Source organism: Acidobacteriota bacterium (assembly GCA_016208495.1).
Classification (GTDB): Bacteria; Acidobacteriota; Blastocatellia; order Chloracidobacteriales; family Chloracidobacteriaceae; genus JACQXX01.
Map to the genome: position 1 here is coordinate 52,252 of JACQXX010000116.1, position 22,681 is coordinate 74,932.

Annotated in this window: 15 protein-coding genes and 1 tRNA gene; 13 read left to right on the forward strand and 3 right to left on the reverse strand. The window is 53.2% G+C overall.

The genetic code is table 11. The features are described 5' to 3' along the window. Positions 1-326 precede the first annotated feature (326 nt). Positions 327-1,538, reverse strand: a complete 1,212-nt coding sequence (locus HY774_24145; protein MBI4751585.1) for a response regulator — start codon at positions 1,536-1,538, stop codon at positions 327-329. A 5-nt stretch (positions 1,539-1,543) separates the two neighbouring features. Beyond that, positions 1,544-2,773 carry a bifunctional phosphopantothenoylcysteine decarboxylase/phosphopantothenate--cysteine ligase CoaBC gene (gene coaBC / locus HY774_24150; protein MBI4751586.1) on the reverse strand — a complete coding sequence of 410 codons (1,230 nt, stop codon included), beginning with the start codon at positions 2,771-2,773 and terminating at the stop codon, positions 1,544-1,546. A gap of 218 nt (positions 2,774-2,991) precedes the next feature. Between coaBC and HY774_24155 the strand changes: the two genes are divergently transcribed. From HY774_24155 to HY774_24180, 6 genes are all read left to right on the forward strand, one after another. Then, positions 2,992-3,279 carry an ethanolamine utilization protein EutN gene (locus tag HY774_24155; protein MBI4751587.1) on the forward strand — a complete coding sequence of 96 codons (288 nt, stop codon included), beginning with the start codon at positions 2,992-2,994 and terminating at the stop codon, positions 3,277-3,279. A 390-nt stretch (positions 3,280-3,669) separates the two neighbouring features. After that, a complete protein-coding gene (glpX, locus tag HY774_24160; GenBank protein ID MBI4751588.1) occupies positions 3,670-4,716 on the forward strand; it encodes a class II fructose-bisphosphatase in 1,047 nt (348 codons plus the stop codon). Positions 4,717-4,813: 97 nt separating this feature from the next. Continuing rightward, the gene (locus tag HY774_24165) at positions 4,814-6,550 is read left to right on the forward strand and encodes a TonB-dependent receptor (GenBank protein ID MBI4751589.1); all 1,737 of its coding nucleotides are present in this window, start codon (positions 4,814-4,816) and stop codon (positions 6,548-6,550) included. A 75-nt stretch (positions 6,551-6,625) separates the two neighbouring features. Continuing rightward, the gene (locus HY774_24170; GenBank protein MBI4751590.1) at positions 6,626-9,553 is read left to right on the forward strand and encodes a PAS domain S-box protein; all 2,928 of its coding nucleotides are present in this window, start codon (positions 6,626-6,628) and stop codon (positions 9,551-9,553) included. A gap of 166 nt (positions 9,554-9,719) precedes the next feature. Further along, positions 9,720-10,706 (forward strand): radical SAM protein, encoded by a 987-nt coding sequence (locus tag HY774_24175; GenBank protein ID MBI4751591.1) that lies wholly within the window; start codon positions 9,720-9,722, stop codon positions 10,704-10,706. Between the two features lie 176 nt (positions 10,707-10,882). Beyond that, positions 10,883-10,964, forward strand: a tRNA-Leu gene (locus HY774_24180). A gap of 45 nt (positions 10,965-11,009) precedes the next feature. Here HY774_24180 and HY774_24185 read toward each other — a convergent pair. Further along, positions 11,010-11,909 carry a hypothetical protein gene (locus HY774_24185; protein MBI4751592.1) on the reverse strand — a complete coding sequence of 300 codons (900 nt, stop codon included), beginning with the start codon at positions 11,907-11,909 and terminating at the stop codon, positions 11,010-11,012. A 354-nt stretch (positions 11,910-12,263) separates the two neighbouring features. Here HY774_24185 and HY774_24190 point away from each other — a divergent pair, with 354 nt between their 5' ends. The 7 genes from HY774_24190 (at position 12,264) to HY774_24220 (ending at position 22,590) form a co-directional block, all read left to right on the forward strand. Continuing rightward, positions 12,264-12,797 carry a peroxiredoxin gene (locus tag HY774_24190; GenBank protein MBI4751593.1) on the forward strand — a complete coding sequence of 178 codons (534 nt, stop codon included), beginning with the start codon at positions 12,264-12,266 and terminating at the stop codon, positions 12,795-12,797. Between the two features lie 250 nt (positions 12,798-13,047). Next, positions 13,048-13,329, forward strand: coding sequence for a phosphoribosylformylglycinamidine synthase subunit PurS (gene purS, locus HY774_24195; protein MBI4751594.1), 282 nt, complete (start codon positions 13,048-13,050; stop codon positions 13,327-13,329). Then, on the forward strand, positions 13,326-14,039 hold the full coding sequence (gene purQ, locus HY774_24200; GenBank protein ID MBI4751595.1) for a phosphoribosylformylglycinamidine synthase subunit PurQ: 714 nt from the start codon (positions 13,326-13,328) through the stop codon (positions 14,037-14,039). Before purS ends, purQ begins: the two co-directional genes overlap by 4 nt. Positions 14,040-14,923: 884 nt before the next feature. Then, positions 14,924-17,002, forward strand: coding sequence for a transketolase (gene tkt / locus HY774_24205; protein ID MBI4751596.1), 2,079 nt, complete (start codon positions 14,924-14,926; stop codon positions 17,000-17,002). A gap of 462 nt (positions 17,003-17,464) precedes the next feature. Then, a complete protein-coding gene (locus tag HY774_24210) occupies positions 17,465-18,922 on the forward strand; it encodes an amino acid permease (protein ID MBI4751597.1) in 1,458 nt (485 codons plus the stop codon). Between the two features lie 239 nt (positions 18,923-19,161). Next, positions 19,162-19,464 carry a hypothetical protein gene (locus HY774_24215; GenBank protein MBI4751598.1) on the forward strand — a complete coding sequence of 101 codons (303 nt, stop codon included), beginning with the start codon at positions 19,162-19,164 and terminating at the stop codon, positions 19,462-19,464. A 273-nt stretch (positions 19,465-19,737) separates the two neighbouring features. After that, a complete protein-coding gene (locus tag HY774_24220) occupies positions 19,738-22,590 on the forward strand; it encodes a bifunctional transaldolase/phosoglucose isomerase (GenBank protein ID MBI4751599.1) in 2,853 nt (950 codons plus the stop codon). Positions 22,591-22,681: the final 91 nt, after the last annotated feature.

Genomic DNA, 22,681 nt, shown 5'->3' on the forward strand with positions numbered 1-22,681 from the left:
AGTCGGTGTGTGACAAGGAGACAGGGAGACACGGAGAAGAGCATCCCACCGACGTTGAGAGCGTGAATGCTCTCCAGTTGGGAGCGGGAGAATGTTTTTCCACTTGTCCTCTTTCCTCTTGTCTCTTGTTTCCTTTCCAGATCGGATGCTGCTCCCTTACCCTGGCGCTGATGAGCGGCAGCCTGGGCCGACATCAAGTTGAAGACGGGCTGACAGAGGACTTATACCGGTTTGTAGTCAGTAAATCGTAGTCAGTAGTCCACTAACTCTATTTGATCAAATAATTTAACTGTTCTCTGATACCATGGTTTCATTCCAAAATGGTATTACCTGAGGATCGCCGAGGCGGAAGACGTTTGAAGCAAAGATGGCAACGAAACCACCACTTCAGTCCCTTTGCCAGGTTCGCTGGTAATTCCGACTCGCCCGCCATACGTGGTTACAATTTCACGCACCAGTGTTAACCCAACCCCAATTCCCCCACCTCGAAAGTTGGTCCGCGACGTGCTGTGATGAATCGAATTTTGCTGTTCATAAAAGGCCTCAAAGATTCGACTCAGGGCTGAAGGTTCAATTCCAATCCCGGAATCTTCGACCACCAGGGCAAACCAGCCAGGCTCCGCCAACCGGTGAATTTTTACCCGGATCCATCCGCCATCCGGGGTGAATTTCACTGAGTTTAAAAGCAGTTCCCGCAATATCTGCCGTAACCGAAGGCGATCACCAATCACCGGCGACAGCATATCGGTATCTTCAATCGTGATGGTATGCCCTCGATGGGCGGCATAGGCCCGAACCTCTTCAACCGCCTGCTCCACAATCTTCTGAATCCGAAGGGGTTGTCCGACAATCAGAAGTGTTTCCTGGTAGGTTGAAAGCAACGTCGTCAGGTTCTCAACGATTGACCCGAGACTGTTGACCGCCAGCGACATCGCCTCAGTTGCCGATGTTACTTCGGCGGGTGAGTCGGCCAGGAGTGGAAGCAGATCGCAATACCCCTGCAAAACGGTCAGCGGTCCGCGTAACTCATGACTGGTCAACCGCAAAAACTTTTCTTTTAAATCGTTGAGCCTGGTCAGTTCACGATTGGCTTGCTGCAAGTCCTGGTTTTGCCGGCGAAGGCGGATCCGACCGGCACATCGTCCGACGGCAGTTTGCAACTGATTGATATCAAACGGCTTGAGCAGGAAATCACTGGCGCCGAGTTGAATGGCTTCGATGGCATCCTCGATACGCCCATAGCCAGTGATCAGCAAGACTTCAATGAGCGGACATTCCTGCTTGGCCTTTCGGAGAACACTCAACCCTCCCTCACGGGGCATTTTTAAATCAGAAACAATAATGTCAGGACGAAAACTGGTCAGCATGGGAGGGACTTCACTTCCATCGGCTACGGATTTGACCAGATAGTGCTCATTCAGCACTTCCGAGCAAATCAACCGGATATCGGCTTCGTCGTCAACAATCAGAACTTTGAGTGGTTCCACATCCGGTTCGGGCCTGTGAGTCTGGGCACCGGTTGGTTGCTTCACATCCATATAAACTACTTTCCAGAAATGGGAGTGGTCGCCAGAGTCCGCGATTGTTTCCAATCGAGAACAGCGTCCAGAATTCGGTCGGCGGTTTCGCGCTTGGAAAGCAATGGCAGTTGACGACGGCTGGTATCACGCCCCAAGAGTGTAACCTGATTGTTGGAAACATCGAAGCCGATATCGGTTCGACTCACGTCATTGAGCGCGATGAGATCAACATTTTTCCGCTGAAGTTTTGAGGCGGCATGGGCTTCAAGGTGCTCGGTTTCAGCCGCAAAGCCCACAATGACTTGAGTTGGCGTTCGTCGTCGTCCAATTTCAGCCAGAATATCTTCAGTTGCTTCCAATTCAAGGGAAAACACGGTGCGCTTTTTGATTTTATTGAGTTCTGGAGTTTTGGGCCGAAAATCGCACACTGCCGCCGCTTTTAAAACGATGGTGCTGCCGGGCAGGTGATCGAGTACTGCCTGATACATCTCGCGCGTGGTTCGAACTGAAACAAAAGTGACTCCGGAAGGGGGCACAAGCCGGGTTGGCCCCGAAATCAGGATGACCGTTGCCCCACGCGAGCGGGCTGCTTCAGCCAGGGCATATCCCATTTTGCCGGATGATCGGTTGGTTAAAAATCGAACCGGATCAAGGTCTTCAATTGTGGGTCCGGCTGTTATCAGAACCACTTCATTTGACAGATCCGTTCGGACCTGAACCAGCTCCAATGCTTGTTGGGCAATGACGGTTGGATCCGCCAGCCTCCCCTCCCCAACCATGCCACAGGCCAGATAGCCGGCCTCGGGTTCAATGATGGCGACACCGCGTTGTCTGAGGCGCTCCAGATTTTCCTGGGTGGCCGGGTGTCGCCACATTTCAACGTTCATCGCCGGCGCCAGCAACACCGGCGATGTTACGGACAGATACAGTGTGGAAAGAAAATCATCCGCAATTCCCTGTGCAAATTTGGCCATGGTATTGGCAGTCAGCGGCGAAACCAGCAATAAGTCGGTATTTTGGGCCAGGGCAATGTGTTTTATCTCTGAATCCTGGTCGCGCTTCCACATGTCAGTGATGACCGGCTTTCCGGACAGGGCCTGGAATGTCAGTGGCTGGATAAATTCGACCGCTGAGCGTGTCATCACAACCGTCACCTCCACTCCAGCTTTTTGGAGCTCACGTAACACAAGTACGGCTTTATACGCCCCGATACAGCCGGTGACTCCTAATGTTATTCGATAGGGTGCGGACATTGAATCTCCCCTGGAGGCGGAAAAACCGGGCTCTTTCAGCCATCGTTTCATTCAGATTTTCCGCCATCGGTGGTGTTCGTTTCTGAAATATGCAACCGGGAACTGGTTGTTCCAAATTACATCCTTTTCCTAAGCTTTTGCGCTGTGGTAAGATACCGGTGCATTTTTACCTAATCCACCTCCACAATTCAATTCTTGATTCAATTCCGGATTTCCTTATGCTCCTGGCCCGAGTCATCGGTAATGTAGTGGCAACTCAAAAAAACGAGCGGTATGCAGGCGGCAGAATGCTTCTGGTTCAACCCATCACACCGGATGGTCAGGATCAAGGCGGGAATTTCCTGGCGCTTGACATTCTCGACGCCGGGGTTGGGGATCGCGTGGTCGTGGTGCAGGAAGGATGGAGTGCTTCGACGACTTCAACCGGGCGTGAAGGCGCCGCCATTGATGCTGCCATTATTGGCATTGTGGATCAGATTGAGCCCTGCGGGCCACTCTCGACCTAACGATTATCAGACACTCTTATTGCTGGCTTGTGTACCCTCTATGACCGAATATCAAACCGATCCAATTCTCGATCAACTGGCTCGCGAGATTTCCCAGAAGGTCATTCGAAATCTGGCCGTCACGCCTTCCCCGGGTTTCACTTCCATCCCACTCCCATTGAGCCCCCCCGCCCCCCTTCATCCAAGCCAGGAACGACTCCTTTTCACACCTGACCAGTTAGGGGAAATTCTTGAATTTTTGAGCCCCAAAACCTGCGTCATGGAAGCGCGAAAAGCCTGCGATCAGTGTGATATTTGTTCGACCCGCGGTTTTTAAGCGGTTTTTAATCAGCGTGTTATTTTATCTTTACTCTTTAATCCCACCCGTCTTTTTCTCATAAGGAGCTCAGCATGAAACCAAGCCAATCACTTCCCCCTTCACTCTCACTTGAATTCCTGCGCGTCGTTGAACTCGCCGCGATTGATTCATCGCGAACGATGGGCCAGGGGAAACGCAAGTACTCTGACCACGTGGCCGTCGAAGCCATGCGAGATGCGTTGCGGACCGTCCCCATTAACGGTCGAATCGTGATCGGCGAAGGCGAACGTGATAAAGCCCCCATGCTCTACATCGGTGAGCGGGTTGGAATCGGTGCCGAACTTCCCGACGAAGGCAATCCCTACCCGGCGGTTGACATCGCCGTTGATCCGCTTGAAGGAACCAATCTGTGCGCCACCGGGTCACCCAACGCTATTTCGGTCCTGGCCACCGCCGAACGTGGCGGATTGCTCAACGCCCCGGATATGTACATGAATAAACTGGTGGTGGGACCGGCTGCCCGCGGCTGCCTTCGGATTGACGCCCCCGTCAAAGAGAATCTGAAAATCCTGGCCCGACGACTTGGCCGCAGCATTGAAGACCTCGTGGTTGCGGTTCTCGACCGCCCACGCCACGCGAAACTGATGCAGGATATCCGCGAAGCCGGCGCGCGCATCCAGCTTATCTCGGATGGCGACCTCTCTGCCGGAATCAGTGCTGCCGTGGGGGGATCCGGGGTTCATGCCGTCATGGGAATTGGGGGTGCCCCCGAAGGTGTTTTGACAGCCGCCGCAATGAAATGCTTGAATGGTGAGATCCAGGCCCGGTTTGTCCTCAAAGATCAATTACACCAGGAAGATCACTCCAAAGTCACGGATGACTCCGAGACCCTGGATCGGATGAAAAGCATGGGGTTATCAGACCCAACTCGCGTATTCTTTACCGATGACCTGGCCCCTGGCCGCCATATCCTCTTTTTAATGACTGGTGTCACCGATGGCAAAGTGCTTCGCGGCGTTCGATTCTTCGGAACTGGAAAACGAACCGCCTCGCTGGTCATGAAAACCGAACCCCATCAAGTCCGCTTTGTCGATACGGTCCATATCGAAGGCGGACCAGACACCGTGATTCGTTTCTAAACCTGGAACTTCCAGGGTGGGTCTTACTTTCCGGTTTACCCGCGTCACGCTGACCGGGTGGAACGGTTTATTCACTTTCAAGGGAGCAAGTTGTGGTATGAATCGAAGGAAAGTGAATTTGAGCGCATTTTTTCACCTGGCAACCCTTGCGGTTCTCCTGGTCGGAACACCGGCAATCGGGTTGAGTGAAATGCCCAAAATCCCTGCGGAACAAAAGCTTTCAGCGCTGAGCGGCACCGTCAAAGACACGATCGGTCTTCCACTGGTTGGAGCGGTGATCTCGGTTCTTTCAGGCCAGGATTTTCGCCAGGTGACGACCACCTCCCAGACGGATGCCCGCGGCTGGTTTCAAATCCCAGACCTGCCTCCCGGCCTGTATTGTTTGAAGATCTCGGCCACCGGGTTTCAGCCGTTGCTGGGCAAACCAATTGAAGTGACGGCCAACCATCAACAGGTATCCAACTTTGTCCTCCAGCGGGCAGCAATATTGCTCAAATCTCAAAGTATTGACCCGGTGAAGTATCAGAGCCGTCGCAATCGAACTGTTTTCCAACTTGACGAGAATGAAGACCCGGATGGACTCCTGGCTCGGGAAATCCAGTTTCAGCCTCAGTTGCACGGCTCGACAACCGTCATGTCCCAATCTTCCGGTCTCAGCCGGCTCGGCGCCCCTTCAGTCAGTCTCAACTCTCAACTGACCCATCAGTTTTCCGATTCGGTTTTCCTTGAAACCAATCTTCAAACCAGTGGCGCCGCGTCCTCGATTGACCAGTTTTCTTTCCGCGTCAGGACCCTGCTGCCGGGGCACGCTCCCACCATTTCAGCCGGCTACAACCGTCTTCGGTCGACAAGTGGCCCCGAGTCGTTTTCAACTATCGGGAAATTCACGGTCCGAGCCACTGATACCTGGCAAATCGGCGATAAAGTTCTCCTGGTTTACGGTGTGGATTACGCCCAACTCAGCCAGGCGCAGGATACAACCTTCCAACCCTATGTCGGTCTGCGGTGGGCACTGACCCCCCAAACCCAACTGTTTGGCGCCGTCTCCCCCGATGGAGACCTCTCCTTTGACGCCACCACCCACCTCGAAGACCGCACCGCACCGTTTCAAAGTATCACGGACCCCCAACTGGCCGTGGCCACCGCCGATGACCGAACCCGCCTGCAACTCGACCGAACCCGGCGCTATGAGGCTGGAATCGCCCACCAGTTCTCTTCCCGGTCCACCATTGAAACCACCCTCTTCCTCGATACGGTCTCAGGTCACGGCATTGGGCTCGCCCTGCTTGATCCACAGTCGGTCTCCCCGGCAACTGACCCCACCCAGACGCCACTCATTCTTGGTCAAAACGGAGTTCATCAAGGGATTCGCCTCTGGTACCGCCGCCGGTTGACCCCAACCGTTTCCATTGCCGCCGGCTATGCGGCTGGCAACGCCCAAAAACTGGCGCTTCATACCGCCCCGGCGTTCGAGTCCCAACCAGCTTCCAAAATTGATTTTCAGCCGTCCCGGTTTCAAATCCTGACGGCTCGAATTGATGCCCACATTCTGCAAACCGGCTCCATCATCACCGCCGTCCTGCGCAAAACCATGGGAAACCCGGTTTTTGCCCTCGATCCCTTCCAGGGACGACTGCCGGCTCTCGACCGAGGCGTGAGCATCTTTGTTTCGCAACCCCTGCCTCTTCCCCAATTCATTCCGGGGCGATGGGAAATTTTAATCGAGGGCCGCAACCTCTTTGACCAGACCGAAGACCTGTCCACTGAAGGACTGACCATCCAATTACTTTCAACCCGCCGCACCCTCCGGGGCGGTCTTGGAATGCGCTTCTAACCTTTTCCGTGAGGGAGCAGCTGCGCCCCCTTTCGGTTTTTCGATGTTTCCCCTGTGCCGTCTATGAAACCTGCAGTGAATTCCAAAACTATTTTTGTTGGAATTTCAACTGTCATTTGCCTCCTCCTGGCATCGCTGAACCTCTATGAGCGCCTGGCCCAAAAACCGCTGGCCGATGACGGTGTCATCTGGCAAGCGGCCATCCAGGGCCTGCGGGTTCAATATGTCAGACCCGGGAGTGCGGCTGACCGCGCCGGGCTGGTTCCGGGCGATATCCTGCGGGCAATTGATTTTGACGGCCAGCCGATTGCCATTGATGCCGACTGGCAGGTTCAATACTACCTGGATGAAAAAATCGGAATCGGTGGCAAAGTCACCTATCTGGTTGAATGTTTCAACCCCCTTGGTTTGAGCAAAGGCATGTGGGCCGCCGAACTCTATGACATCGGCACCCAACCTTCCCGGTTTGCCATTGACCTGTATTTGGGGGTTATTGGGCTCATCTATCTCCTGATCGGGCTCTTTGTCTTTCATAAGCAGGACCAGACACCCCAAACGCTTCATTTTTATTTCATTTGCCTGCTCTCGTTCCTCTATCTGGTGCTCAGCCCGAGCGGCGACTTTGACTGGTTCGATAAACTGGTTTCCCTGGCTGATAATGCCGCCTTGACCCTGCTGTGTCCGGTGTTTCTTCATTTTTGCTCCCAGTTTCCCCGTCCCAGCCCCTGGCTTGAGAAACACTCCTGGGCCACCCGGATTCTCTATATTCCAGCCCTCTTTTTGATCGGCCTTGAGATTACCCATCTCACCCTGGGCAAAGAAAACCTCAACCTGCTTGAGATCCGCCCCTGGCTCAATACCGCCGAGATTGCCCACTTTACGCTGTTCTTTATTTCAAGCGCCTCGATTGTCATTGTCACGTTTACGCAAACCCGCGCCAGTATTCTGCGTCAGCAAATCAAATGGATTGTGTGGGGGCTCAGTCTGGGAATCTTCCCCTGGACCATTTTCTACGCCTACCCCTATCTCACCGGCATCGGAATCACGCCCTTGATGACCGCCATGGCGGTCGGCCCCACGGTCTTCATCCCGCTGGCTTTCGGCTACTCGATTGTCCGCTATCGCTTGATGGATGTGGACATCATCGTTCGGCGAAGCATGACCTATGCCCTCGCGACGCTCTCCGTCATCGTTCTCTTCATGTTGGGCGTGGTCAAGTCAGCCGAATGGACTCGCGAGCTGTTCCCCTCTATTTCAAATTCAGCCATGACGGTGCTGCAGGTGGCGGTGATGTCCTGCGGGGCAATGCTCTATTCACCGTTGAAAAATTGGCTCCAGGAACGCATTGACCGGATGTTCTACGGCGACAAATACAACTACCGCCGGGGGATTGCCGACTTTGGCCGGACTCTTTCAACCACGACTTCGCTTCCGGATTTGCTCGACGCCGTCGCTGATCGGTTGACCGAAATGCTGGCGGTTGACGACCTGGCAATTTTTGTCCAAACCAATCCCCAGTCCCAAAGTCAACCGCTGTTCCGCCTGGCTTATGCCAAAGGCAACGCCCTGGTGGATTCACTTCCGCCCGAAGTGGATCGGTTTCTGCGCCAATACATCTCCAAACAGGCGCTTTCCCTGCGCAGTGGACGAATCTCCCGCACCTATATCAATCCTGAGGGGACACCCCTTACCTCGCCAGAGTATGATCGCAGCACGCCAGCCGTCCTTTCCCACTTTCTTCCGTGCATTGTTCGGGATCAAATCGTCGCCGTGATTGGACTGGGACGCACTCAGGATCGAACCTTGCTCAGCTCCGAAGATCTTGACCTCCTCTACTCCCTGACCCCTTACGTCGCCGTCGCGATTGAAAACAGCCTTTTGTATCAATCCGAACTCGAGCGAACTCAGGAACTGGCACTCCTCAAAGAATTTAACGAAAATATCATCGAAAGCATCAACGTCGGGATACTTACCGTTGACCCCCAAGGCCAAATGACCAATTGCAACAGCGCCTTTGAAGAACTCTTCTCCGTCAGCCGCGAGCAGGCTGAAGGTCAGTTCGTTCACCAGTTCTTTGATCCTGACCTCGTTCAAACCATGCGGGACGTGATTGGAAACGTCAGTTGGGCACTCTGCGATGTTCGCAATATCTATCGGTATCGGGCCACCACCCGCACTGACGAACCACTGGTTCTCAACATCAATCTCTCGCCCCTCAAGACCAAGGATGAAGCCGTCACGGGCGCCTTGATTGCCTTCGAGGACATCACCAGTCGCGTCCGGCTGGAGGAACAGCTTCGCGAAAACGACAAATTGTCATCTATCGGGTTGCTGGCCGCCGGCGTTGCCCACGAAGTCAATACGCCGTTGACCGGAATTTCCAGCTATACCCAGATGCTGCTCACTCAAACTCCCACGTCAGATGTCAAACATTCAATTCTGGAGAAAATCCACCGCCAAACCATTCGCGCCTCGGATATTGTCAACAACCTGCTGAATTTTTCGCGAACCGGGAATGCCAGTTTTTCACAACTCAGCATTGCCAAACTGCTCGATGACACGCTCCAGTTGCTTGAGCTTCAAATCCGCAATACCCGCATTGAAATTGTTCGGGACTATACCCATACGCTCCCTCCTGTTCTTGGCCAGGCTGGGAAGCTTCAGCAAGTATTCCTCAACCTGATTCTCAATGCTCGCGATGCCATGCCCGACGGCGGCACCCTGCGTATTTCAGCCTCAGTTCATGAAGATTCCATCGTGGTTGATTTTGCCGATACAGGCGAAGGAATTCCTTCCGAACACATTACCAGAATCTATGACCCCTTCTTTACGACCAAAGAAGTAGGTCGTGGCACCGGGCTGGGCCTGGCGGTCAGCTATGGAATCATTCAGGAACATTCAGGCCGCATCTTTGTCGAAAGCGAGCCGGGTCACGGCACCTGCTTCCGGGTCAAACTTCCGTGCCACGTTCACCAGGCATCGTTCCAGGCGGTCGGGGATTAGTGGAGATGAGGGCTCAGGGCGTTTCGATTAGACTTTTCACAGGTGTTGGTTTATAACTTGCGGCTTGCTTCGATTCAATCATTTATCCAGTCTGGATATACCAAAGCAACAACCCAAAATTTTTCCTTTCGTGGAATGGGTTTTTCACCTGTTCCCTTGCTGGTGCATGAAAAAAAGTCCCGTACTCACACTCAAACGAAAAATGAGAGAAGCCCATCTGGTCGCCAAAGGGCTTCTCTCAACCTCCCACCCTATCCTGGTTCACATTATTCCAATGCGTCGGTGCAATCTGGCCTGCACCTATTGCAATGAATTCGATAAGGTATCGGATCCGGTCCCACTGGATGTGATGTATCGGCGAATTGATAAACTGGCTGAACTGGGCACCACGATTGTGACTGAAAGTGGTGGCGAACCCATGATGCATCCCAATATTTACGACATCATTGCGCGCGTTCGAAAACACGGAATGATGTCAGGCATTATTACGAATGGGTATTATCTTTCTCCGGAACGGATAAAACTTCTGAATGAAGCCGGATTGGAATACCTCCAAATCAGCATTGATAATGTCACGCCAGATGAAGTTTCACAGAAAAGCCTGAAGGTTTTGGATAAGAAATTACAGAACCTGGCTCAGTACGCCGAGTTTGAAGTCAATATCAATTCCGTCATTGGTGGGGGAATCAAAAACCCACAGGATGCCATCACCGTTGGCCGCCGCGCAGCCGAACTTGGGTTCTCAGTCTCAGTGGGAATCATTCATGATGGGCACGGCCATCTCAAACCACTGACCCCTGACGAAGCTGAAGTGTATCGCCAACTGAAAAAGATTGGAAAATCAGGACATTCGCAAATTACTCAGTTCCAGGATGCGCTGGCTGAAGGACGTCCAAACCAGTGGAAGTGCCGGGCTGGGGCCCGATACCTCTATATCTGTGAAGATGGGCTGGTGCACTATTGTTCCCAACAACGCGGCTATCCTGGCACACCGCTTGAAAATTATTCGCGGGAAGACATTATTCGCGAATACAACACCCCAAAATCCTGTGCCGATTACTGCACGATTGCCTGTGTTCACAAAGTCTCGAAAATGGATTTCTGGCGTGACCCTCAATATCATCAACCAACAATGGTTGAAACTGGAAAATAGCTCTTTGAATGAAGAATGAAGAATTGAGAAAGTGGTGAGCGGTTCGTACCTGGTGTTTAGGCGTCAATATTTTCCAAGAACCAGGAACCAGGAACTAATACCAGTTTGTAATCAGTAGATCGTAGTCAGCAGCCAAATTCTTCATTCTCAATTCTTCATTCTTCATTCCGTTCCCCGGCCCGGTGGTGGAATTGGTAGACACGCAGGTCTTAGAAGCCTGTCTCGCAAGAGGTGTGGGTTCGAGTCCCACCCGGGTCATCCGAACTTATGAATGACGAAAAGGTCCAATCCGGCATCAGTGCTTTATCCTCTGCGGATCCTGGACTGTAACTCTTCAGCCCGTGACTTCTCCCGTAACGCCTGAGCCTGGGCGGTCGCCATCGCGGTCCGTTCCCGCGCCAGTTGCTCCAACAGTTGTTGATTGCGTTTTTCAAGCGCTTCAATCCGCCCTCCAGTTGTTTGTGATTGGCCTTTGACTTCATCCAGCCTGGCCACCACCTCGGCATACTCTCGCTGTAATTTTTCCACCTTAAGACTCAGGCTTTCTTTCTCAGAGCGCTCAGCCTCCAGCGCTCGCTCCAGCGACAGCACCAGTGAGGAACTTTGCGCCGCTTTCGTCTGGGCTTCGATTGATTTGCGCTCTTCTTCATTGGCCCGGGTCTGGGCCAGTAACAACTGCCGCTGAACGTCTTCCTTTTCCTGTTGCAAATCAAAATTATGGACCTTCAACCGCTGGTTTTCCCCTTGCAGGACGTCACAGTCCCCGGCCATCCGCTCCAACTGGGTTTGAAATTCTTTCACTGAAGCTTCCAACTCCTGAACCCGATCCTCAGCATCGTTGACCTCAAGCGCCTGGGTCATCACCACCGAATCCACTTCCTGTTGAACCCAGGTGTATGCCGCAAAAGAGACTTCACGGGCAAAGGTTTGGGTTACCTGCTGAAACCACTCCGGGACTTTTCCCTCCCACTCCTCTTTCTTTTTTATTTCCGGTAACGGAGAGCGCAACGGCTCACGAGTCCGAAATGGTTGCCCGATGCCAGCATCAGGTTCATCTGAAGCCAGTTTCTGAATGAATTTTTGGATCGTGGAGTATGAACCACGTCCAATTTCAGTTCGAATATTCAGGGTTGTCACTGGCACCTGAGCCATCTTTAACCGTTCGACCGCCTCGATAAATTCTTCCCAGGTAAGTTTGGCCATAGCGGATTTGCTCTCCAACTCCTTTTCTTTTTCTGGTGATGGTTGTGCTGGGAAACAGCCATTCCATTCCCAAGAGCACTTTTCGATGATTCCATAAATGTAATTACAGGCGCAACCGTAAATTCTGGTGTGCTGATTTCCAATTGCCCGGTTTTCTCGATCTGGGAACTGCCAGGACTGGGGGAGCGAAAAATCATTGCTGCAGCCCCTCGGAATGGATATTGTTTCGCCTCCCGACCTTATTGCTGGGCGGGAGATCACACCATCGGTCATCAGGTACCACTGAAAATCTGTAACCACTACCGGTTTTACTTTCTCATACCAACTTTTAAGCTCAAAAGGAGAACCCACGTTATGCTGCAAGTCGGTCAGAAAGCTCCCGATTTTAATATGGCCAGCACCAAAGACCTCAATACTCTGGCTGAAAATGTAAAACTGTCGGATTATGCCGGAAAATGGCTGGTCCTGTTTTTCTACCCGCTCGACTTCACCTTTGTTTGCCCAACTGAAGTGACTGGATTCAGCGACCGGATTAGTGAGTTTCATGACCTCGGCGCCGAAGTCATTGCGGTCAGTACCGATAGTGTTTATTCCCATCGAGCCTGGATTGAAACGCCCCGTGAGAAAAACGGTGTCGGGCCAATCAACTTCCCACTGGCCAGTGATCTGACCAAACAGGTTTCACGTGATTTTGGCATTCTGATCGAAGAACGCGGGATTGCCTTGCGTGGGCTGTTTATTATTGACCCCAATGGCGTCCTCCAGTACCAGGTCGTCCACTCCCTCAACATTGGTCGCAACGTAGATGAAGCCCTCCGGGTCCTGGAAGCCTTACAATCTGGAGAACGCTGCCCAATCAACTGGAAGCGCGGTCAGTCACATATCTAGAGGGCTGAAGACTCGCAAACTCGGGGCTGAAGACATTGGGTTTAATACCCTGAGCCCGATTTCTTCAGCCCCAAGCCCTCAGCCCCAAGCCCTGGATTTCCGCTTTACATCCTGGCGGCGAGTGCTACACTGGCAGGTTTTCATGCGCTGTGCGCCTGAAAACCTGCCTATTGCATCGAACGGCTATTCCAAACCGGCCCGTTTATCCTTCCAACCAAACCGTCTTTTCTTCATCAATTTCTGTTTCAATATGAAAGCTACCGTTCACGTCACCCTGAAACCTGGAGTCCTTGACCCACAAGGGCAGGCCATTCATCACGCGGCTGAAACACTCGGCTACCAGACGATTGAGGCCATTCGCCAGGGAAAATTTTTTGAAGTCTCGATTTCCGATGGTGTGTCACCTGAAACCGCACAGGCTGAGGTCGAGAAACTGGCCCAGGACGTTCTTTCAAACCCGGTCATCGAAGATTTCACCGTCTCGATTGATCCACCACCGATTCAACCAGCCACGTCAGGAGGCCAGGCATGAAATTCGGAGTTCTTGTTTTTCCTGGATCGAACTGTGACCACGATACTTATCATGTCATCAGCAAAGTCATCGGTCAGCCGGTTCAATTCATCTGGCATCGCAATACAACCCTGAATGGATGCGATGTGGTGTTTCTTCCAGGTGGGTTTTCCTATGGAGATTATTTGCGATGTGGCGCCATCGCCAGCTTTTCTCCCATTCTGCAGGCGGTCAAAGAATTTGCCGCTCAGGGAGGCTATGTCGTCGGCATTTGCAATGGATTTCAAATCCTGTGCGAGTCCAAACTCCTTCCTGGAACGCTTCTGCGCAATCGTGACCTGAAATTCAAGTGCCAGTTCACTCACCTCCGGGTTGAAAACAACTCAACGCCGTTTACTCGCAATTGCTTACCTTCCAGTGTGATATCACTCCCAATCGCGCATGGCGAGGGAAATTATTTCTGCACGAGCGAAGAGTTATCAGACCTAAATACTCACCAGCAAGTTGTTTTCCGTTACGCGACCCCAGAGGGTCACATTACGGATCAAGCCAATCCCAATGGCTCGCTTGATAATATTGCCGGCATCATCAATCGCGAAGGAAATGTACTGGGAATGATGCCTCACCCGGAACGGGCCTGCGAAGAACTCCTGGGCGGCAGCCAGGGACTGAAAATATTTGATTCCCTCCTGACCTCCGTGATTGAGCGCCTGAAAGCCCGCGATGCCTGACCCTATTTATGACAGGGTGACCAATGACAAAGTGACAAGGTGACAAGGTGACAGGGTGACAGGGTGACAAGGTGACAGGGTGACCAACATTTATTTCTCCAGGTCAAGAGTTTAAGAATATACAATAAGGAGACTTTTTAGTTTTTTGTGTAAATGGCTAGACTGAATTTTTTAGATCGTTTTTAAGTTTAGATAAACTGTTTATATTCAATATTTAGTGACTAAAGAAAGAGCCAATCACCTGGTTTTTTCAGGTTAAATTGACTGGTTACAGAAAAATATGGACAGTCCCTCCCGTTTCCTACAAAAACACCCTCAGATTCTGTCATTTGTCACCCTCTCACCCTCTCACCCTCTCACCCTCTCACCTTGTCACCTTGTCACCTTGTCACCTTGTCACCTTGTCACCCTCTCACCCTCTCACCCTCTCACCCTCTCACCTTGTCACCTTGTCACCTTCTCACCTTCTCACCTTGTCACCTTCTCACCTTGTCACCTTGTCACCCTCCCCGCCTTCCGGCTGAACTCACACCTTCTTTCTGATCTGGAATAAAGCAGGCAGGTTCGAAATTTTTCTCCATGACAAGAGAAAGCCACTACGGTATGCTCTCAGTGAACATAAACCGCTAATTGATCACCCCCACAGCACCATTCCTCTCTTATCCAGACTGCTGTGGAAGCCTTGACCCAAACCAACCAACCCGAATTCTTTCTCTTGAAAACCAGTCGTTCCTGAGCCTGATTTGATTCACAGTTCCAACCTCCCATTGGAAGCGTGGACCAACCGCCAGGAATGGTTCTTCAACCCTGCCAGGCAATGCTCTATCTGCCTTCGGCTCAGAAGTCACACCTTCAGCTCAACAACCGAAAGAGGACGAATTGTTATGAGTACACCACGCCCATCTGGTTCAGTCGATACGCTGTGCGTGAATGCGATCCGCACCCTATCGATGGATGCCGTGCAAGCTGCAAATTCTGGCCACCCAGGAACACCGATGGCCATGGCGCCCGTCGCCTATACCCTGTGGAATGAATTTCTGCACTTTGATCCCGAAGATCCGATCTGGCCCAATCGGGATCGTTTTGTTTTATCGATGGGACATGCCTCCATGTTGCTCTACAGCATGCTTCATCTGACAGGTGTCAAAGCGGTCAATTCCGTGTATGAAAAAACCGGTGAACTATCGGTCCCGCTTGATGATATCAAACGCTTTCGTCAACTCGACAGCCGCTGCCCGGGTCACCCGGAATACCGATGGACCTCCGGGATTGAAACCACGACCGGGCCCCTGGGTCAAGGCATTGCCACCAGTGTTGGAATGGCCATTGCAGGCAAGTGGCTGGCGGCGACCTACAATCGCCCCGGGTTTGATATTTTTAATTATCGGGTGTATGCGTTGTGCGGTGATGGATGCCTGATGGAAGGAATTTCCCAGGAAGCGGCATCGCTGGCCGGACATTTAAAATTGAACAATCTGTGCTGGATTTATGACAACAATAAAATCACGATTGAAGGCAATACGTCGTGGGCCTTCAGTGAGGACGTCGCAACTCGCTTTATCGGATGCGGCTGGAATGTCACCCGCGTCGGTGATGCCAATGATCTTGCTATGCTCCGCCGTGCGTTTCTCACCGCCCAAAAGGAATCCGACCGCCCAACCCTGATCATTGTTGATAGTCATATCGCCTACGGCGCTCCGAACAAACAAGATACCCACGCCGCCCACGGCGAACCACTCGGCGAAGAAGAAATCCGACTCACCAAACGCAATTATGGCTGGCCGGAGGAGGCCAAATTCCACGTTCCCGAAGAAGTCTACGAGCATTTCCGCAAAGGCATCGGTGCTCGTGGCCACCAGGGTCGCAACCAATGGATTGTGAAGTTTAATGAATACAACAAAGCTTACCCCGATCTGGCGGAACAGGTCTTTCGCATGCAAAAACGCGAACTCCCCGAGGACTGGGACAAAGACCTCCCGACCTTCCCGGCAGATCCCAAAGGCATGGCTGGTCGTGATGCCTCTGGAAAAGTGTTAAACACTCTGGCCAAAAATGTGCCGTGGCTCATTGGGGGCTCAGCCGACCTGGCGCCCTCAACTAAAACCCGCCTGACCTTCCCCGAAGCGGGTGATTTTACTGCCGACAATTACGCTGGCCGCAACTTTCACTTCGGCATTCGGGAACATGCGATGGCCGCCGCCCTCAACGGGCTCTCGTTGTCCAAGATTCGCCCGTACGGCTCTGGTTTCATGATCTTTTCAGATTACGCCCGGCCCTCCATCCGGCTCAGTTCGATTATGGAAATTCCAACCATCCACATTTTTACCCATGATTCGATTGGGGTGGGTGAGGATGGACCAACCCACCAGCCAGTCGAGCATCTGGCCTCGTTGCGCGCCATCCCTGGACTTCTGGTTATCAGACCGGCTGACGCCAACGAAGTCACCGAAGTCTGGCGAAATATCATGCAGATTAAACATGAACCCGTGGCATTGATTTTGACCCGCCAGGCCCTTCCAACCGTTGACCGGACCCGATTTGCCAGCGCTGAAAATGTAAAGCACGGAGCCTATGTCCTGGCTGACCCGCCAGATGGTTCAACACCGGACGTCATTTTGCTCGCTTCCGGCTCCGAAGTCTCACTCTGTGTCCAGGCGTATGAACAACTGACCAGTGAAGGCATCAACGCCCGCGTCGTCTCCATGCCCTGCTGGGAAATCTTTGAACATCAGTCGGCTGAGTATCGCGAGTCGGTAATTCCGGATTCGATTCAGGCCCGCGTTGCGGTCGAACAGGCTTCCACTTTTGGATGGGGGCGGTATGTCCATCATCGTGATGCCATCATCGGCATGCACACCTTTGGCGCCAGTGCGCCACTCAAGGAACTGACCAAGAAATTCGGCTTCACCCTTGAAAATGTGGTCGCCACGGCCAAACGTGAAGTCGAACGGTCCAAAGCATAGCCAGGAGCGAACAAAAAGCGAGGAGTGAGGAGCGAGGAGCGAGTAGGAAAACCAGACGTCTCAATGGGCTGAGATTCCTGGATTGACCGCTCGCCGGCTCACTCCTCACCACTCGCTTTTTGATTGACAACTCACGGCTCACTCCCTACTCCTCGCTCTTCGCTCTCCCTTCACTTAAAGAATGAGTTGATACCTTCCCAAGTTTGGCTATACTGTGCGCCACATTTCGTCATCGCCCGACTTTTCTTCTCCCAACTTCCGATTTTCACCAAAACTTTCATACTCACCCAGACCGGTGGGAATCATCAGGTAACGGCTGAGCCACCTGGCTTCACCGCTTGACCAGTTCCAATTTTCTTGACCATTCGTCTCTGGGTTCCTCCAGACACCGGATGTGTCGGAGAACTTTCGTAAGTCACCGTGCGATGGCATTCAATCGAACATCAAAGAGGACTACACCGCATGCCAAGTAAGCTCACAGCTACCAAATCAATTACTGACCTCATGAAGGAGTCTGAAAACCCTGAGCACGGGCTGAAACGTGCCCTGGGTCGGTTGAATCTGACAACCCTTGGGGTCGGCGCCATTATCGGGGCCGGTATTTTTGTCCTTACGGGCTCGGCTGCCGCTCAATACGCCGGCCCGGCGATTGTCCTTTCATTTATCGTCGCCGGGATTGGCTGCCTGTTCGCCGGGTTGTGCTATGCCGAATTCGCCTCCATGATCCCGATTGCTGGCAGCGCCTACACCTACGCTTACGCCACCATGGGCGAATTCCTGGCCTGGATTATCGGCTGGGATTTGATTCTCGAATATCTGTTTGGGGCTTCCACCGTCGCCGTCGGCTGGTCAGGGTATATCGTCAGCTTTCTCAAAGATTTGGGGCTGGTTATCCCCCCAGCCCTGTCACAGGCGCCCCTGGCCTATAATGCCGCCACCCATGGCTGGACCCAAACCGGCGCCGTTATGAATCTGCCGGCAATGTTTATTGTCGCCCTGATGACGGCTCTTCTGGTCGTCGGTATTAAAGAATCCGCTTATTTTAACAATCTGATCGTGATTATTAAGATTGTCGTGATCTTGCTCTTTGTTGGGTTTGGATTTGCCTACATCAAACCAGCCAATTTGACCCCCTTGATTCCAGAAAATACGGGAACGTTTGGCGTGTATGGCTGGAGCGGCATCCTGCGCGGCGCGGCGGTCATTTTCTTTGCCTACATTGGATTTGATGCCGTTTCAACTGCCGCCCAGGAAGCCAAAGACCCTCAAAAAGATATGCCGATTGGGATTCTCGGCTCCCTGGCGATCTCAACCGTGCTCTATATTCTGGTGGCTATTGTGCTGTGCGGAATTGTCCGCTATGACCAGCTCAATGTGGCTGATCCAATTGCGGTTGGGATTGATGCCGCCGGGGATGGCCTCAAATGGTTGCGCCCGGTTATCAAAATTGGGGCCATTGCCGGTTTGAGTTCCGTGGTGCTGGTCATGCTCCTGGCCCAGCCCCGTATTTTTTACGCCATGTCCAAAGATGGGTTGCTCCCAGCCTTCTTTGCCAAAGTTCATCCCACGTTCGGAACTCCGTATATCACCACCATTCTCACGGGTGGCGTCGCCATGGTGGTCGCTGGATTGTTTCCAATCGGACTGCTTGGCGAACTGGTTTCCATCGGCACCTTGCTCGCGTTTGTGATCGTCTGCGTTGGCATCCTGGTGCTGCGCTATACCAAACCGGATATCCATCGGCCATTCAAAACGCCGCTGGTGCCACTCGTGCCAATCCTTGGAGCGCTGGTTTCACTGGCTCAAATGGCGGCCCTGCCGCTTGACACCTGGATCCGGCTCCTGGTCTGGATGGCTCTGGGAATTGTGATTTATTTCACCTACGGCATCCATCACAGCAAAATCCAGAAGGCACGGTGAACAGTGGCTTTTTCCCATGGCAGGTGACTGTCCCGTCACCTGCCACTTGTCTTCTCTCTCCTTGCCAGTTCTGTCCCATCCGCAGTTCCTTACCAGTCTCATTCATCATATTTCGCTTGCCTTTCTGTCGGTTGTGCTGGTACAACACGCCTACCATCTTCAATTTTCACACCTGTTCTCATTCAATTCCAATTCACGGCTATCCGCGCTCAGAAGCGTTCAAGGGGGAGTCTCACGTCATGTCACCATCGGCACGGACCTCAACCGCGCCTTCGCTGCCGCAGATTTGTATCACGACCATCCGGACCGCGGCGATTGACGCCGATACACCAGATTCTCCCCTCCACGGTGGGTCTCCCTCGCCGCCGCCCCCAACCGGTTTGGAGGGTGGGTTCGTGTGTGGAGTCAACCCGTTCGAAAAATCAACACACCTGCTGCTTGCCGCCTTGACCCCTCCGGTCAGGTGGAGGTTTATCTCCACCTTGGTTGCACGTGCTGGTTATCTATCAATGCACCCAGGTCGCGTTTTCAGCCCTGCGTGATCCATCGTTTCCCGGAATAGACTTGGATCCTTGTGGATTCACCGCTGAACACATCATCAATCGGTCTTACCTATTCCTCCATTGAAGTAAGAAATATGACTGATGGAACTATTCAACGGGTGAGGTACTGGCTTGCCCCTGTGATGACCTCCTGGTGAAGAACGCCTGTGTTGGATCAACCTCCCCTGGTCCAGCCAGCCGCCACTTCGTTCCAAATGGACAATGTATCGTTTCAGTTAACCTTTGGTGAGAACAAGAAAGGCAGAGTATTCCATGAATCCCCTGAAGGCTTTACACGAATATAAACAATCTCCGTGGCTGGACTACATCCGACGGAGCCTGATTACCAGCGGTGAACTCCAACGCCTGATCGACGAAGATGGGCTGATGGGGTTGACCTCGAATCCCGCGATTTTTGAAAAAGCCATTACCGGCAGTAATGATTACACCGACGCCATTGCCGAACTCGAATCTGAAAATCTTGAAGCAACTGAGTTGTATGAGCGTCTGGCTATTCGCGACATCCAGGACACCGCTGATATCCTGCGGTCCGTCTATGAAAAAACCAGCCGCCGCGACGGGTATGTCAGCCTGGAAGTGTCTCCCTACCTGGCCCGTGATACCCAGGGCACCATTGATGAAGCCCGCCGGCTCTGGAAAGCCGTCAACCGGGAAAACTTGATGGTCAAAGTTCCCGCCACGACCGAAGGCGTTCCAGCCATCAAGCAACTCATCAGTGAAGGAATCAATATCAACGTCACCCTGCTCTTTGCCCAGGCCGCTTATGAAGATGTGGCTGAAGCCTATATCTCCGGTCTGGAAACCTTTGTCGCCAATGGCGGCGACCCCAGCCATGTGGCCAGTGTGGCGAGCTTCTTTATCAGCCGGATTGATACCGCGATTGATGCCCTGGCCCAGTCCAAACTGCAAGCAACCACCGACCCCGCCGAACAGACCCGCATCAAGAGCGTGATGGGCAAAGTGGCGATTGCCAACGCCAAAATCACCTACCAGGCATACAAGGAAATCTACCATTCCAAACGCTGGCAGGCCCTGGCCGAAAAAGGCGCCCAAAGCCAGCGCCTCCTCTGGGCCAGCACCAGCACCAAAAATCCCAGCTTCCGCGATGTGATTTATGTTGAAGAATTGATCGGCGCCGATACCGTCAATACCGTCCCGCCAGCCACGTTTGATGCCTTCCGCGATCACGGGAAACTGCGGGCCAGCCTTGAGGAAGATGTGGTTGGGGCCCACGACGTCATGGACACCCTCGCCGCCGTCGGAATTTCAATGAAGGACGTCACCGATACCCTCCTGAGCGACGCTGTCCGGTTGTTTGCCGAACCCTTTGAAAAACTGCTCCGCTCCATTGATAAAAAGTGCAAACTCGTCTCCTGGACCGAAGTCAACAAACAGTCCTACCACCTCCCCGCTGATCTCGCCGCTCTGGTCAAAGAATCCATTGAAGACTGGCAGGTCAACGGCAAGGTCCGTCGGCTGTGGGCCCGCGATACCTCGCTCTGGACCCGGTCCGATGAGAATAGCTGGCTCGGCTGGCTCAGCATCATCGAAGACCAGCTTGGCGACCCGGCACATCTGCACCGGATTGCCGAAGATGTCAAGACGGCTGGCTTTTCGCATGTCCTGCTGCTCGGCATGGGCGGCTCCAGCCTGTGCCCCGAAGTCTTCAAAATGACCTTCGGCCACCTTGACGGCTTCCCTGAACTCCACGTGCTCGACTCCACCGACCCGGCTCAGGTCAAAGCTTTTGAACAAAAAGTTGATCTGGCCAAAACCCTGTGCATTGTGTCGAGCAAATCCGGCAGCACGCTGGAACCAAACATTTTCAAGCAGTACTTCTTTGAACGCTTGAAAGAAACCGTCGGCGCCGACAAGGCCGGCAGCCACTTTGTCGCCATCACCGACCCGAACTCCAAAGTTGAGCAAATCGCCACCAGCGAAGGCTTCCGCCATATCTTCCACGGCCTGCCCAGCATTGGTGGTCGCTACTCGGCGCTTTCGAATTTTGGGATGATTCCCGCCGCCGCCATGGGACTCGATACGCTGAAGTTCCTCGACCTGTCCGAGGAAATGGCCAGCGCCTGCTCCCACTGTGTTCCAACCGGCGATAACCCCGGCGTGGTGCTGGGCAATGTGCTGGGCGCCCTGGCCCGCGCCGGTCGCGACAAAGTCACGATCATTACCTCTCCCGACATTTGGGATTTCGGCGCCTGGCTCGAACAATTGCTGGCTGAATCAACCGGCAAGGAGGGCAAGGGCCTGATTCCGGTGGATCGTGAAAACCTCGGCGCCCCTGACGTGTACGGCAACGACCGCATCTTTGCCTACCTTCGGTCGGAAACTGGGGCCGATGCGGCCCAGGATGCCGCCGTTGATGCCCTCGAACAGGCCGGGCACCCGGTGGTTCGAATCAATCTGATTGATACCTATCACATCGGGCAGGAAATGTTCCGCTGGGAAATCGCCACTGCCGTGGCCGGCTCCGTGATCGGAATCAATGCCTTCAACCAGCCTGACGTCGAAGCCAGCAAGATTGCGACCCGGAAACTCACCTCGGAATATGAAAAGACCGGCTCACTTCCCGCCGAATCACCGTTCTTTGAGGCTGATGGAATTAAACTCTTTAGTGATGAAGCCAACGTAGCCGCCCTCACCGCCGCTGTCGGCGAGAATCAATCGCTCAATGCCTTTGTCAAAGCTCATCTCGACCGATTGACCGATGGCGATTACTTTGCCGTCCTGGCCTATGTCGAAATGAATGAGGCTCACGATCAGCCGCTCCAGGCCCTTCGACACCAGGTTCGCGATACCAAGAAAGTGGCAACCTGCCTCGGGTTTGGACCACGGTTCCTCCACTCAACGGGTCAGGCATATAAAGGCGGTCCCAACTCAGGTGTGTTCCTCCAAATCACCTGTGACGATGCCGCTGATCTGCCAGTCCCCGGACAAACCTTTACGTTCGGAGTCGTCAAGGCCGCTCAAGCCCGAGGCGATTTCCAGGTTCTGGCGGAACGCAACCGGCGCGCCCTCCGGATTCACCTCGGCGCAGATGTCAAAGCGGGACTGGCCACCCTCCAGGCCGCCGTGGCGGCAGCACTCGCCTAAATTTAAATTATTGGATTGTGAAGTATGAATTATGAGGCAACATCCAAACACCCATAATTCATACTTCATACTTCATAATTCATTTCACCTT

Excerpts from the sequence above, each read along its gene's own strand:
- HY774_24155 (MBI4751587.1), top strand. The coding sequence starts at position 2,992 with ATGCTCCTGGCCCGAGTCATCGGTAATGTAGTGGCAACTCAAAAAAAC.
- HY774_24220 (MBI4751599.1), top strand. The coding sequence starts at position 19,738 with ATGAATCCCCTGAAGGCTTTACACGAATATAAACAATCTCCGTGGCTG.
- HY774_24210 (MBI4751597.1), top strand. The coding sequence starts at position 17,465 with ATGCCAAGTAAGCTCACAGCTACCAAATCAATTACTGACCTCATGAAG.
- HY774_24165 (MBI4751589.1), top strand. The coding sequence starts at position 4,814 with ATGAATCGAAGGAAAGTGAATTTGAGCGCATTTTTTCACCTGGCAACC.
- HY774_24190 (MBI4751593.1), top strand. The coding sequence starts at position 12,264 with ATGCTGCAAGTCGGTCAGAAAGCTCCCGATTTTAATATGGCCAGCACC.
- HY774_24175 (MBI4751591.1), top strand. The coding sequence starts at position 9,720 with ATGAAAAAAAGTCCCGTACTCACACTCAAACGAAAAATGAGAGAAGCC.
- HY774_24145 (MBI4751585.1), bottom strand. The coding sequence starts at position 1,538 with ATGGATGTGAAGCAACCAACCGGTGCCCAGACTCACAGGCCCGAACCG.
- purQ (MBI4751595.1), top strand. The coding sequence starts at position 13,326 with ATGAAATTCGGAGTTCTTGTTTTTCCTGGATCGAACTGTGACCACGAT.
- tkt (MBI4751596.1), top strand. The coding sequence starts at position 14,924 with ATGAGTACACCACGCCCATCTGGTTCAGTCGATACGCTGTGCGTGAAT.
- HY774_24185 (MBI4751592.1), bottom strand. The coding sequence starts at position 11,909 with ATGGCCAAACTTACCTGGGAAGAATTTATCGAGGCGGTCGAACGGTTA.
- purS (MBI4751594.1), top strand. The coding sequence starts at position 13,048 with ATGAAAGCTACCGTTCACGTCACCCTGAAACCTGGAGTCCTTGACCCA.
- glpX (MBI4751588.1), top strand. The coding sequence starts at position 3,670 with ATGAAACCAAGCCAATCACTTCCCCCTTCACTCTCACTTGAATTCCTG.
- coaBC (MBI4751586.1), bottom strand. The coding sequence starts at position 2,773 with ATGTCCGCACCCTATCGAATAACATTAGGAGTCACCGGCTGTATCGGG.
- HY774_24215 (MBI4751598.1), top strand. The coding sequence starts at position 19,162 with ATGTCACCATCGGCACGGACCTCAACCGCGCCTTCGCTGCCGCAGATT.